The organism is Ascidiimonas aurantiaca (assembly GCF_037646345.1).
GTDB classification, from domain to species: domain Bacteria; phylum Bacteroidota; class Bacteroidia; order Flavobacteriales; family Flavobacteriaceae; genus Ascidiimonas; species Ascidiimonas aurantiaca.
In genome coordinates, this window is record NZ_JBBEWR010000002.1 from 193,820 (window position 1) to 207,264 (window position 13,445).

Annotated in this window: 15 protein-coding genes; 9 read left to right on the plus strand and 6 right to left on the minus strand. The window is 39.1% G+C overall.

Annotated features, from left to right (window positions below; translation table 11 throughout):
- Positions 1 to 19: 19 nt before the first annotated feature.
- Both WAO84_RS03415 and WAO84_RS03420 read left to right on the plus strand, forming a co-directional pair.
- The gene (locus WAO84_RS03415; RefSeq protein WP_340063630.1) at positions 20 to 394 is read left to right on the plus strand and encodes a hypothetical protein; all 375 of its coding nucleotides are present in this window, start codon (positions 20 to 22) and stop codon (positions 392 to 394) included.
- Positions 395 to 469: 75 nt separating this feature from the next.
- On the plus strand, positions 470 to 982 hold the full coding sequence (locus tag WAO84_RS03420) for an adenine phosphoribosyltransferase (protein ID WP_340063631.1): 513 nt from the start codon (positions 470 to 472) through the stop codon (positions 980 to 982).
- Here the strand turns inward: WAO84_RS03420 and WAO84_RS03425 are convergent.
- The 4 genes from WAO84_RS03425 to WAO84_RS03440 all read right to left on the minus strand — a co-directional run bounded on the left by WAO84_RS03425 (position 979) and on the right by WAO84_RS03440 (position 5,020).
- Positions 979 to 1,140, minus strand: coding sequence for an SsrA-binding protein (locus WAO84_RS03425; RefSeq protein WP_340063633.1), 162 nt, complete (start codon positions 1,138 to 1,140; stop codon positions 979 to 981). The two genes, WAO84_RS03420 and WAO84_RS03425, sit on opposite strands and share 4 nt — an antisense overlap.
- A gap of 48 nt (positions 1,141 to 1,188) precedes the next feature.
- Positions 1,189 to 2,520, minus strand: coding sequence for a hypothetical protein (locus WAO84_RS03430; protein ID WP_340063634.1), 1,332 nt, complete (start codon positions 2,518 to 2,520; stop codon positions 1,189 to 1,191).
- Positions 2,521 to 2,950: 430 nt separating this feature from the next.
- Entirely contained in the window at positions 2,951 to 4,657 is a 1,707-nt protein-coding gene (locus WAO84_RS03435; RefSeq protein WP_340063635.1) for a M56 family metallopeptidase, read from the minus strand.
- Complete coding sequence (locus WAO84_RS03440; protein ID WP_340063636.1) at positions 4,658 to 5,020, minus strand: BlaI/MecI/CopY family transcriptional regulator; 363 nt, start codon at positions 5,018 to 5,020, stop codon at positions 4,658 to 4,660.
- Between the two features lie 177 nt (positions 5,021 to 5,197).
- Here WAO84_RS03440 and WAO84_RS03445 point away from each other — a divergent pair, with 177 nt between their 5' ends.
- Positions 5,198 to 6,136 (plus strand): calcium/sodium antiporter, encoded by a 939-nt coding sequence (locus WAO84_RS03445; protein WP_340063637.1) that lies wholly within the window; start codon positions 5,198 to 5,200, stop codon positions 6,134 to 6,136.
- A gap of 257 nt (positions 6,137 to 6,393) precedes the next feature.
- On the opposite strand, the gene WAO84_RS03450 is transcribed toward WAO84_RS03445, so the two are convergent.
- On the minus strand, positions 6,394 to 6,525 hold the full coding sequence (locus tag WAO84_RS03450) for a hypothetical protein (protein WP_340063638.1): 132 nt from the start codon (positions 6,523 to 6,525) through the stop codon (positions 6,394 to 6,396).
- A gap of 524 nt (positions 6,526 to 7,049) precedes the next feature.
- Here WAO84_RS03450 and WAO84_RS03455 point away from each other — a divergent pair.
- The gene (locus tag WAO84_RS03455) at positions 7,050 to 9,236 is read left to right on the plus strand and encodes a glutamine synthetase III family protein (protein ID WP_340063640.1); all 2,187 of its coding nucleotides are present in this window, start codon (positions 7,050 to 7,052) and stop codon (positions 9,234 to 9,236) included.
- Positions 9,237 to 9,285: 49 nt separating this feature from the next.
- Here WAO84_RS03455 and WAO84_RS03460 read toward each other — a convergent pair whose 3' ends face one another.
- Complete coding sequence (locus tag WAO84_RS03460) at positions 9,286 to 9,699, minus strand: RDD family protein (RefSeq protein ID WP_340063641.1); 414 nt, start codon at positions 9,697 to 9,699, stop codon at positions 9,286 to 9,288.
- 277 nt (positions 9,700 to 9,976) lie between these two features.
- On the opposite strand from WAO84_RS03460, the gene WAO84_RS03465 reads away from it, so the two are divergent.
- The 5 genes from WAO84_RS03465 (at position 9,977) to WAO84_RS03485 (ending at position 13,443) form a co-directional block, all read left to right on the plus strand.
- Positions 9,977 to 11,158: an AIR synthase related protein gene (locus tag WAO84_RS03465; RefSeq protein WP_340063642.1), complete on the plus strand. Its 1,182-nt coding sequence runs from the start codon at positions 9,977 to 9,979 to the stop codon at positions 11,156 to 11,158.
- A gap of 148 nt (positions 11,159 to 11,306) precedes the next feature.
- Positions 11,307 to 11,750 (plus strand): Rieske (2Fe-2S) protein, encoded by a 444-nt coding sequence (locus WAO84_RS03470; RefSeq protein ID WP_340063644.1) that lies wholly within the window; start codon positions 11,307 to 11,309, stop codon positions 11,748 to 11,750.
- A 48-nt stretch (positions 11,751 to 11,798) separates the two neighbouring features.
- Positions 11,799 to 12,248, plus strand: coding sequence for a thioredoxin family protein (locus tag WAO84_RS03475; protein WP_340063645.1), 450 nt, complete (start codon positions 11,799 to 11,801; stop codon positions 12,246 to 12,248).
- Positions 12,245 to 13,237 (plus strand): FAD:protein FMN transferase, encoded by a 993-nt coding sequence (locus WAO84_RS03480; protein ID WP_340063646.1) that lies wholly within the window; start codon positions 12,245 to 12,247, stop codon positions 13,235 to 13,237. The genes WAO84_RS03475 and WAO84_RS03480 overlap by 4 nt, the downstream gene beginning before the upstream one ends.
- The gene (locus tag WAO84_RS03485) at positions 13,234 to 13,443 is read left to right on the plus strand and encodes a DUF4266 domain-containing protein (RefSeq protein ID WP_340063647.1); all 210 of its coding nucleotides are present in this window, start codon (positions 13,234 to 13,236) and stop codon (positions 13,441 to 13,443) included. Before WAO84_RS03480 ends, WAO84_RS03485 begins: the two co-directional genes overlap by 4 nt.
- Positions 13,444 to 13,445: the final 2 nt, after the last annotated feature.

Below are 13,445 nucleotides of genomic sequence, written 5' to 3' on the forward strand. Positions count from 1 at the left end.
CTACCCAATGTGGTTTTATATGAAAATAGTAGATCGAATTAAGAAATTTATTGAGCATAAAGAGTTAAGTCTGCGGCGTTTTGATGAAAGTATAGGTATGAGTAAAGGGTATATGAGCCGTCAAATTAAAGCAAACGCCTCCATTGGAAGTGATGTTTTAGAGCGTATGCTGGATACCTATCCTGAATTAAACCCTATATGGCTATTGAAAGGGGAGGGAGAGATGCTGCTCCCAAACGGGAGAAAGGTGTCTGAGCCTAGTGAGCGGTATTACACCTATGATGACCTGGCTAGTTTTATAGTATCGTATCTGGATCACCCCATGGTAAGTGAAAGGCTCAGGTCTATTATTCAGGAAGAGACTATGAGTGACCATGATAAACTGGCACGTTAACTTCTTTCCAATTCTTGTAAAAGGTACTTTTCATTCTGCTAATGAATAGTTAAATTTGTATAAAAAATATTTGTTATGCAACTGGACACTTACATTAGAGAGATCAAAGACTTTCCTAAAAAAGGAGTGAATTTTAAAGATGTTACACCACTGCTCAACAACCCTTTGGCATTTAAGTTTGCTACCATATCACTACTAAACCTAATTGGCAACCGAAAAGTAGATAAAATAGTAGGGATGGAGAGTAGGGGCTTTTTCTTTTCTACCCTTATGGCTCAGGAGCTCAATGCAGGTTTTGTACCGGTTAGAAAGAGTAACAAACTGCCCGGAGAAACCATATCTGAAAGTTATACGTTGGAATATGGAAACAGTACTTTGGAAATGCACAAAGATGCCATAAGCAAAGGAGAAAGAGTAGTGATACATGATGATGTACTGGCTACGGGAGGTACGGCAAAAGCCGTATGTAAATTAGTAGAGCGTCTGGGGGGTAAGATAATACAGTGTAACTTTCTAATGGAACTCACAGAGCTTAAAGGGAGAGAAGTACTGGAGGGGATAGAAGTAAAGTCATTGATCACATATTAATCCAATGTATTTCGCGTAACATACCATTTCCATGCAATCACCAACATCTGAAATTTGGTGGCCTGAGTAAGGTCTAGCCGTTTTTTGGAATAAGAGGGGAGTACCTGTTTGTTGATCCTGGCCAGAAACTTAAATACACGCTTTTTAATAGTACCCATGTTTGTAAAAATACAAAAACTCCGGCAGCCCTGCCGGAGTTTTTTAAGCTACTCCTGTTTTTGTATCATATTACGGGCGAGTTCGGCCCCTATAAGCGATTCCAGAAGCGTATTACCATTTTTTGAGCCTTCCTGACCGTTGATAAAGATCTCAGGTAATCTTAGCTCCTTGAGCTCGCGTGCTACATATACGGCAGTTTTGTACTCCCACTCAGCTCTTTCCTGTGGTGTAAGCCCTGCATTTACCAGTTTAGCATTTTCATACGCCTGTGCATCGGCCAGTGTTTTCTTAGTCTTAGCCTTAAATTGTGCCACCTCATATTTTTTACGTTCTTCAATGAGGTTAAACTCAGCAACCTTGGCTTTGGTCTCTGCTTCAATGGTTTTCTGTATCTGCTCTTTTTCAAGGCGCGCACGCTCTGCTGCTTTTTCTGCTTCTCCTCGCGCTTTTTCTTTCTGGGCCCGGTAAAACTCACGTTCTGCCTGTTGTTTCTCCAGTTGCGTTTGCGCAACTTCTTCTTTTTGTAATTGCAGGCGGGTGTCAAAGGTAGGCTCCCAGTCTATTTCATTCACTACCGCCTGTATCACCGAGAGGCCGTAAGACCGTAACGAGTTTCCGTCAACACGTACAGGCTCTCCGTTTATATGTTTAATGCGGTACCGCTTTTGTTTAGATTCCTGCCCTGAGATCCTTCGAATGGTGGCACTGTCACCAATAATTTCAGGAGTTTCCTGAATGGTGTACTCTTCGAGTACATACATACCGTTTTCAAGCTGGTCTTGAAAGTATCGGTCAAAGTCAGCAGCCTGTCCCGAAATATAATCCTGGGCAGCCATAAGTTTACAAGTATTCTTAATGGCCTGATCAATATTGGGAATAATTCGGGAAAACACCAGATTGCGCTCTGTTTTATTACGGTCTGCTACCGAAAGGAACTGGTTTTGATCTGTTATATTAATCCCAATAACTACCGAAGTAGCGATCTTGCCTTTTACCGCATCGTTAAACTCCCACTCATTAGCAGCCTGGGCGTACGCATACTTGCTTTGCTCTCCCAATTCTCCCTCTCCATTGGGGATTACATATTTTATAGGAAGCTCAAACTGGATAGGGATGAGCCTGCCCCACATTTTAGTGTTGATTCCCTGCCGAAAAACAGCTTTTTGTCCTCCCCAGGGATATTGTACCGCATAAGCCGTCCCCGGCTCTGCGTAAAAGAACATTCCTGTTACTACGCTTAAAACAACACCCAGTCCTATCAGTTGCAGGCTTCTTTTGGGTGTAAACCAACGTAAGGCTTTTATGTCTTTGAACATAATGCCGGCAAGTAAAGTTGCGGCACCGATAATGATAATACTAATTCCTAAAAATGTTAGCATGGCTGTAAAGTTTTAAAAGGTTCATAAAGTAACAATCACATAAATGATGACTTGAACAATAAATTCAATAATGGTTTTTGCAATAGCGATCATTTCCAGTAAAAGTTTTTAAAGGTTCATAATTATAGTTTACCATACTTTGAAATGTGGAATGCTTTTATCGGCCGAAAAAAACAAAACTCCATACTACTTTTTGAAGTATGTTTATTTAAGCTACAATTTTTATGGATTATTTCCAAAACCCCTTATTTTATATAGGGCGGGCGTTTTATTTTTACACCGGGATTGTTTTTGCCTCTTTTTTAGTGCAGTTGGCAAACCAGTATGTAAAGTAAAAAAGCCATAAAAAAAATGAAAGAAAACACGTTGATAATAAAAAAGCAGCACCTAGCAGGTGCTGCTTTTCGCAAGTGGAAAAAGATAACTAACGTTAATTCTTGGTAGTTATTTCAATAACAGACTGTTCGTTTTCCTTTTTGATGATTTTAACGCTTTTAATAGTATTGGGATCCAATTTTTCAAATGCTTTTCTGGCAGATGCCTTGCCATTGATAAAAAAAATGGCATCATCAGCACCTTTTAATTCTAGTTTATGGTTCTCTTTATCAGTGTGGATCATAACCGCATTTTCATCTTGGTCTTTTTTGGTGTAAACTTTTATTTTGTTTTCTCCTTTTGCGACCTCTATGTGTGAGATTTTATCTGTCTCCAAATTAATAAGTTCTTCTTCAGTAACAACATCACCATCTACAACAATTACAGCTTTCGAGTTAGCATTACCGCCAGAGGCAGTAGCGATACGTACCTTTTTTACTCTCTCATTCTCATCATTCACTACTTTCATCACATCTATTACCTCAATTTCGCCGTCCGGGCCCATTATTTCAATAATTTCATCTTCCCCATCACTCGTAATAACCTTTACTTTTTTATAGTTTGAAGATTTTACCGTATTGCCTATAGATATATTCCTGCTATTACCTTCATTGTCAAAATCTTGACGAATGGTAAAACGCTCAATAGGATCCGTCTGTTTTACATTATAACTGGCCGTTTGCCCTTTGTTATCATCCATTTGAACCTTAATACCGGTAATTTTACCATTAGAATTTCGTTTCACTTTTGAAAACTTAAGATCCACATTCTTCTCCGCAAATTTTTCGCGGTAGCTGTCGAGGTCTTTGTCTTTCGTGTGGTTGTCTATAATTACTTCCAGCTTTTCAGTTGCTTTCCCATTGATCTTTAATTTGGTTTCCTGAACCTGGGCAATGGTTTTTACATTAAAAAAAGCAATAAACGCTATAAGCAGAGGAGCTATAAGACTGTATTTCCATGCTTTTCTTTTTTGAGATCTGTTTTTGTTGAGCATAACGATTCTTTTTTTTGTTAATGAATTGAAAAATGTATTCGAGAGGGCGAGTTGAAAATTCCCGGCAACATTTTTTATAAGGATATATTGATAGGTTTTTTGTGATGAGTATTGTGAACATACCTTTTTATCGGCCATGTACTCCAGGTTTTTTACAATACTTTTGCGATAGCTCCATACAAAGGGGTTTATCCATTGAAAAATCGCAAAAACATGGGCACACAGAATATCTGCCGAGTGTTTTTGTAACACGTGTTCTTTTTCATGTTCCAGAATTACAGGTAATTCTTTTTCGTTGTGCATTAGCGGATTAAACACTATAAATCTTAAAAACGAAAAGGGAGCAGTTTGGTCAGTAGTTTCTACAAACTTAAAACCTTCTTTTTCAAATACATTACTGCGGCGTATTAACTTCCGGAAAGAGAGTATTTGAAGTACAAGACGTAACAGTAAAAACAGAACGCCCATACCGTATATAAAAAAAACTACTTCCCATAAAGTAAAGGCAGGAGAGTGGGCAAGTCCCGAGGTTTCCTGTAGGCCTGTAGTATTTTCAGAAAAGGTAGTGTTGGTGACATTGGGAACAGCAACAATAACCGTGCGTGTAAACGTTACCAGCGGCAGTACTAATGCACAGGCCATACCCCCTAAGAGAAAAAAACGATTGGCCTTAAAAAAAGTTTCTTTTTGAAGCAGTAGTTCATACATTAAATAAAATAAAGTAAGTATGCCCGCCGATTTTAAGAAATAGGTAAAAAAAGTTTCCATTTAATCTTCCTTTTCAATATGTTTAATAATCTCTTTTAATTCTTCTACGCTAATTTTCTCTTCCTTTGCAAAAAAAGATACCAGGCTCTTATACGAGTTATTAAAATAATCTTCTATTGCCGAGTTGATAAACTTTTTACGATAGGCCTCTTTTGATATAACAGGATAGTAACGGTGTGTTTTGCCAAAAGCCTCATGAGCAACATATCCTTTTTCTTCCAGATTTCGAATAATGGTAGATAGGGTATTGTAATGTGGTTTTTTTTCATCCTGAAAAGCAGCCATAACGTCTTTAACAAAAGCTTTTTCAAGCTGCCAGAGCACTTTCATTACGGCTTCTTCTTTATTTGTGAGCTTCTGCATGATTACAATGTTTATTCAAATGTAACTAAAAAACTAGTTTTAAAACTATAAAAATAGTTATTTAACGATTTTTTTAGTTTTTTGAAGCTTTAAAAAATCAGAACACGAGTTCTTTTTACCTTTTGAAAATTGTATTTTAATTTAAAATCTTACTATATCTTCGCAAAAAAATTATCTATGAATATTTTGTTGGTTATTGCCGGACTCGTTTTGTTAATACTGGGAGGTAACTGGCTCCTTAAGGCAGCCGTATCTTTATCGTTAAAGCTTGAGATACCTAAGATAATTATCGGGATGACCGTAGTTTCCTTTGCTACTTCTGCACCCGAGCTTATTGTAAGCGTACGCTCTGCTCTAAGCGGTTTTCCCGATCTTGCCCTTGGAAATGTAGTGGGATCTAATATAGCGAACCTAGGGCTCGTATTGGCCATAACTATTATTCTCTCTGCCATACATGTAGAACGTAGTTTTTACACCACTAACTGGCCCGTCATGATGATTGCTTCCGGGCTATTTTATATGTTTATTGCGTATGATGCTGTGTTGGAACGTCATGAAGGAACCATCCTTTTTGTGTTACTGCTTGTATTTTTAGTGTATTTACTGCGTTTTCAAAAACGGGCAGTTAGCGATGACTTTTCAGAAGATGATGTGCAGATGCCTTTATATAAAACAGTAGCTTTTCTTATATTGGGAGGAGGAGTGCTGTGGGGCGGATCTGAACTGCTCATCACAGGGGCTGTGGGTATGGCAGAATTATTTGGTGTTAGCGAACGAATTATTGGAGTTACTGTAGTTTCCGTAGGCACCAGCATACCTGAACTGGCAGCTTCGGTAATAGCTGTACTCAAAAAAGAGAAAGCCATTTCATTGGGAAATCTCATCGGTTCTAATGTTTTCAATATTCTGGCTGTTTTGGGAATTACTGCGATGATCACTCCCATAGAAGCCAGGGACCACGGACTTCTCAATAGTGATATTTACTGGATGTTATTATTCGCCTTTATCGTTTTGCCTTTGGTATTTCTGCCAAAAGGGTTACGTTTAGGTTGGCGTGACGGCATTGTTTTACTGGGCTTATATGTAGCATTTTTATATACTACCGTATTAAGTTAAAAGACGGTTCGGGTATCCGAACCGTTTCTTGCCTACAAAATCAGGAGATCTAAGCATATGCTTAGATCTCCACAGTTTTTACAGTCTTTATAATTCTGGCAGCAATTATATAGGTAACCGTTAGAAGCCGGCTTTCGATATTCCGGCCAGCCTTTCCAGGCTTTTTCTACAGTACCTAGGTGAATATGCATGGAACGTACCATGGTTAAAGACTCCATAAGTAAATTCTGCAATAGCTTTTGTTTCATAGTCGCACGTCAGGCATCCGGATGTTTTTCAACGAGCTCGCGCCCATAAGCATTGGGGGCTCCAACGGAACCATAATAAAGGGTCTGAGGTGCCGGATATCCGTTTTCAGGAAATCTGGGGGATCGATTTCCGGATCGCATAAAAAATATTCCTGCTCAAAACCAAATCAGAAATCATTGTCATCATCAATCTGGGATCTTCTGTTGGTAACATGTGGAGAGTCATCCATATCTAAAAACTTTACACATCACCAGATACCCGTTTTTACGCTGTGGGCCTTCACATATAAAAACAGGCTGTAACCACCGTTTTAAGAACCTCCCAGAACCTGTTGTGTAGAAGGACCGTCTTCACAATCTTCGATCTTTCTCGAAAAAATTGCTTATAATCTTCGTTTTACTTCTATAAACTCCGGGTGAGCATATAACCATTCAGCCAAATGTACGCTGGTTTTGCTTTTCTCATGATAAAAGGGTTTATGTGCCATATATAACCATAACTAAAAAGTATATTTTTTAAGTTAAGTTTAAAAAAATAGGGGGTAATATGGTTTAAAATAATTAATTTTTTTCTCATACCCCTATTTTTAAAAGGGTAAAATATAAAAAATATGGATTGAGGAGTATAAATTTATATATTTGTAAAAACAAAAAATAAAAGTTTTATGCCTACAATCAGATTTCAGGCGATACAGGAGACTTTCAACAGAAAACCGGTCGCCATTAATGAAACCGGAAGACGCTCAGAACTCTTTGGTTCTAATGTTTTTAATGAGTCTGCCATGCGGCAGTTTATGACCAAAGATGCTTTTGACAGTGTCATGAATGCTACCAAGTTCGGTACCAAAATAGATCGTAAGATAGCAGATCAAATAGCTGCTGCGATGAAAGACTGGGCACTTGCCAAAGGTGCTACCCATTACACACACTGGTTCCAACCACTTACCGGAGCAACTGCCGAGAAGCACGATGCGTTTTTTGAACCCATAGGGAATGGTACCGCTGTAGAAAAGTTTGGTGGTGGGCAACTAGTGCAACAGGAACCCGATGCTTCCAGTTTTCCCAACGGAGGTATTAGAAATACTTTTGAGGCGCGGGGCTATACCGCCTGGGATCCTACCTCTCCCGCATTTATTTACGGTACCACTTTATGTATACCTACCATATTTGTATCTTATACCGGTGAGGCCCTGGATAATAAAACCCCTCTCTTAAGAGCTTTACAGGCAGTAGATCATGCGGCAACCGCCGTAGTTAAATATTTTGACAAAAATGTAACCAAAGTAAATGCCACTCTGGGATGGGAGCAGGAATATTTTCTGGTAGATGCTGCACTGGCCAATTCCAGACCGGATCTTGTATTAGCAGGAAGAACACTTTTGGGGCATGCTCCTGCCAAAGGGCAACAATTAGACGATCACTATTTTGGGTCTATATCAGAACGCGTTATGAGTTTTATGCGCGATCTTGAATTAGAATGTATGAAACTGGGAGTTCCCGTTAAAACCCGTCATAATGAAGTGGCACCCAATCAGTTTGAACTGGCTCCTATTTTTGAAGAAGCCAATCTCGCCGTTGATCACAATGCCCTGCTTATGGATGTTATGCAAAAAACGGCAGATCGTCATGATTTCAAAGTGCTCTTTCACGAAAAGCCGTATGCCGGTATTAATGGTTCTGGTAAGCATAACAACTGGTCACTGGCTACCGATACAGGTGTAAACCTTCTGGCACCCGGAAGCACCCCTATGAAAAACCTTCAGTTCCTTACGTTTTTTATAAATACCATAAAAGCCGTACACGATAACGAAGAACTTATTCGGGCATCCATCGCTTCCGCCAGTAATGACCACCGTCTGGGAGCTAACGAAGCCCCGCCGGCTATTATCTCTGTTTTTATAGGAGAACAACTTACCCGTGTACTGGATGGGCTCCTCGGAGTTTCAAAAGGAAAACTGTCTCCTCAGGAAAAAACCGATCTAAAATTGAATGTAGTAGGGAAGATCCCTGATGTTTTATTAGATAATACCGATAGAAACCGTACCTCTCCCTTTGCTTTTACCGGAAATAAGTTTGAATTAAGAGCCGTAGGATCCAAATCCAACTGTGCCAATCCAATGACTATACTTAATACCATCGTAGCAAAACAATTAGTCGATTTCAAAAAAGAAGTAGATGCACTAATAGAGAAGAAGAGTCTCAAAAAAGACGAAGCTATATTTAATATTTTAAGAGAGTATATAAAAGCTTCCCGAAAAATACGTTTTGAAGGAGACGGGTATAGTGAAGAATGGGAAAAAGAAGCTGCCCGAAGAGGGCTTAGCAACAATAAAACAACGCCCGAAGCTTTAAAAGCCATGGTTTCTAAAAAAACAATTGCACTTTTTGAAGAAATGAATGTAATGAGCAAGGTAGAAGTAGAGGCACGTCATGAAATAGAGCTTGATGAATACACCATGCGTATTCAGATAGAAGGCAGAGTGTTGGGCGATATTGCCAGGAACCACGTTATTCCTACTGCAGTACGTTACCAGAATACCTTAATAGAGAATGTAAGAGGACTTAAAGAAGTTTTTGGTGCCGATTTCAAAAAACTGGCTTCTGAACAAATAGATCTCATTGAATCTATTTCTTATCACATTGCAGAGATCAACTCCAAAGTGAATGATATGACAGAAGAACGTAAAAAAGCCAACAACATTGAGAATGCACAGCTTAAAGCAGAGACATACTGCTTTAAGGTAAAGCCTTTCTTTGAGCAAATACGATACCACTCAGACAAATTAGAACTGTTGGTAGATGACGCTTTATGGCCGCTTACCAAATACAGAGAATTATTGTTCACCAGATAGATTAAATAGATGTTAGAAAAGGTCTGCTTTCGGGCAGACTTTTTTTTGCTTAGTTGAGAATGGTTTTTGAATCAGATACTTTCTCGTGTATGGTAAAACCACCCCAACTAAAAAACAGAAGAATACTTAATGGGAGTAAAACAATGCTGAGTATTTTAAGAAGAGAACGGATAAAGCGCTTTTTAAAATCCAGAATATGGTTGTTAGAACTCTCAACCACTAAAATGCTGGAAGCCAACTTCCCAAGTGTCTGGCCTTCAAAGATCAGATCGAAAAGAAGGAAGTACAGAAGATAGCCTCCCAGAAAAACACCAGGTAAAAAAAATGGAGGAAACCACCCTAAGTTAAAGCTCGTAGGAGAGTAATTTTCATAAAGCAGACTAAAGCCAATGTTTATTAAAGTGACAATAAACAGCAGGTCAATAACAAAAGCTACAATCCTTTTTGCGTTTACTAAATTCATTCTTATACTCCAAATAGATTACTGTATATGCTTACAAATATATAAATCATTTTGACTTATTGATTAAGAATTTACCGCTAAATTAACTTTCTGCTATCAAAAATGGTATAAAACCGTAACTACTCGATTCTTACACTGTAATCTTGAATAATTTTCTGAAAATTTTTTGATCCAAAAGACAATTTAATTCTACTTTTTTTCCGGTAAAAAAAGCTTTTGACAGTTTTTATAGTCATATGTATAATACTTATTACTTTTGCAAGACTAAATTTATATCATGAGTTCATCAACTTCCGGACAGAGATATTCACAAAGAGGGGTTTCGGCCTCCAAAGAAGATGTACACAATGCTATTAAACATCTGGATAAAGGACTTTTTCCTAAAGCCTTTTGCAAAATAGTACCCGATTATCTTACCGGAGATCAGGACCATTGCTTGGTAATGCATGCTGATGGTGCCGGCACCAAGTCTTCACTGGCCTATATGTATTGGAAAGAGACCGGTGACCTTTCTGTTTGGAAAGGAATTGCACAGGATGCACTTGTTATGAATATTGATGATCTTTTATGCGTAGGGGCTACAGACAATATTCTTTTGTCCTCTACTATTGGGCGTAATAAGAACCTTATCCCGGGAGAAGTCATAGCAGCTATTATTAATGGCACAGAAGAACTTGTACAGGAGATGGCACAACATGGGGTGCATATACATGCCACAGGCGGAGAGACCGCAGATGTAGGCGATCTTGTAAGAACCATTATTGTAGATTCAACCGTTACAGCACGTATGCCTAAAGCCCGGGTTATTGATAATGCCCGTATTGAGTCTGGTAATGTAATTGTAGGACTCTCATCATATGGCCGTGCCTTGTATGAAAAAGAGTATAACGGGGGGATGGGAAGTAATGGTCTTACCTCTGCCAGACACGATGTATTTGAAAAATACCTGGCAGAAAAATATCCGGAAAGTTTTGATCCGGCAGTTCCTGAGTCGTTAATATATTCCGGTAAAGTAAGATTGACCGATTTTGTACCCGGAAGCCCCCTGAATGCCGGAAAACTGGTTCTTTCTCCTACACGAACCTATGCTCCCGTCATAAAAAAAGTGCTGGAAGAATGCTCTTTAAAACATATTCACGGGATGGTTCACTGCAGTGGTGGGGCCCAGACCAAAATACTACACTTTATAGAAGATCTTCACGTTATAAAAGATAATCTTTTTGAAGTACCTCCACTTTTTCAGCTTATCCAAAAACAGTCTGGAACAGACTGGAAAGAAATGTATCAGGTATTTAATTGTGGCCATCGTATGGAATTATACGTAAAAGAAGAGATAGCCGGGCAAATTATTGATATTTCAAAATCTTTTGAGATCGATGCGCAGGTAATAGGAAGAGTAGAAGCTTCAGAAACCAAAAAGCTTACCATAAAGAGCTCATACGGAACATTTACCTGGTAGTTTTACAAAATGACTAAAATCGCTTTTTACCGTGGTTTTAGAAAGTCTGTTGGCAATCCATTATTTGAGAGTAATTTCCTTAGTATATTTACTTTTTGTTAATACGAAAGTATTTTTTATTTCGTTTTATATAAAGTAATTTGTGAGTATGAACAGAAAAGAATTTCTAAGATCAATTGGAGCTGGGGCTGCTTTGGCGTTGGTGCTCCCCTGCGTTCAGGGATGCTCGGGAGGAGACAGTGGGCCTGATGGCCCTGTAGATACTACGGGGGAAGTGGACTTTACGGTAGATCTTACTTCTCCGGAAGCAGATGCCCTACAAAATAATGGTGGCTTTATTATTAAACCGGAGATAAATGACAATACCGGGGTTGTAGTAGCCCGTAACCTCAATGGTGAGTTTGTAGCGGCAACCCGCAGATGTAGCCATGAGGGAAACCGGCGGGTGATCTTTCAGGATAATGAGTTTTTCTGTCCCGTGCACGGAGCACGGTTTAGTCAGTCGGGAACAGGGTTAAACTCATTTGGCAGCGGTGGGCTTGTTGTGTATAATACCTCTTTGAACGGAAACATTCTCAGGGTTTTTTCATAATATCAAAACAAGAACCCGATTAGAGAACAAAAAATGTATCTTTATACTATGCAACGATTTACAAAATATGTTTTCTTATTTTGGATAGTACTTCTGCCGCTGGTATGCACCTCTCAGGAGTGGGTTGACAATTACGACACGGCAATAGCACTGGCTAAAGAGAAAGAGCAACCTATTGTCATGGTTTTTTCGGGGTCAGACTGGTGTGGCCCCTGTATTCTTATGGATAAAAAGATCTGGCAGACCGAAACTTTTAAGGAGTATGCCTCTGATAATTTAATAATGCTCAAAGTTGATTTTCCTAAAAAGAAAGCCAATCAGCTCTCAAAAGAACTACAGGAACAAAATAATAAGCTGGCTCGTAAATATAATCGTAAAGGGTATATCCCTCTGGTAGTAGTTCTTAATGCAAAAGGAAAAGTACTGGGTACTACCGGTTTTGAAAGGAAAATGTCACCTGAAACACTTATAGAGCTACTTAAATCATTTGAAAGTTGAAAAAAAAGATCTTGGTATTTCTTTTCTTTCTGTGCTCATGGTTTTTCATAAGTGCACAGGTAACAGAAAAGCGTACTGTAAAACTTATGGGAAGCCGCTTCGATATTACGATCGCGGCTGGATCTGAAGTACGGGCCCGGGATGCTGTTAATAAAGCGATTGCAGAAATACAGCGTATAGAAAAATGCATTTCTTCCTGGGATGCCAATTCGGAAACTTCTCAAATTAACCGCAACGCGGGCATACAACCCGTAAAAGTATCCAAAGAATTATTTGAGCTCATACAGAGAAGCCTGCAGGTATCTGCTGTTACCGGGGGCGCTTTCGATATTTCTTTTGCCTCTATTGATAAAGTCTGGTATTTTGACGGACGCATGACACAAATGCCCTCCGAAGAAAGTATTAAGGCATCTGTTGAAAAAGTAGGCTATAAAAACATTGTTTTGAATACCGATGAACAAACCGTTTTTTTAAAGCTCCCGGGAATGAAAATTGGTTTTGGGGCTATAGGGAAAGGCTATGCGGCCGATAAGGTGAGAACCCTAATGAAAGAAATGGGAATACCGGCAGGTATAATAAATGCTTCAGGAGACCTTACTACCTGGGGTTACCAGCCAGACGGTACCGAGTGGAAGGTAGGCATTACCAACCCGCTTAATCAGAATAAAGTATTTTCCTGGTTTCCCGTAGTAGAAGCAGCCGTTGCTACTTCTGGCAACTATGAAAAATACGTAGTTTTGAACGGAAAGAAATATACGCATATCATAGACCCCAGAACCGGATATCCTGCTTCAGGGCTGGTAAGCGTCACTGTTTTTGCCAAAAGTGCCGAATTATGTGATGCACTGGCCACAGCCATTTTTATCATGGGCACCCAGAGTGGTATTCATATGATAGATCAATTGCCCGGTATAGAATGTGTACTGGTAGATGAAAACAATAAAATACACACCTCTAAAAATATCCAACTAAATCCAGCCAACCCATGAAAAAAATACTAATGATTGTTCTAGCCTTTTTTTCTCTAACCTCTTGTGTAGCCGTTAGAGAATATGAAAAGGTATATATTAACGATGAAGAAATGATATTAGCTGCCAGATCAATTGAACGCTTTGAAACCAATTTTCATATTTACAGAGAGGCAGCCGCAGGGGCCAACGGAGGTAAAACCGGAGGTGGATGCGGTTGTAATTAATG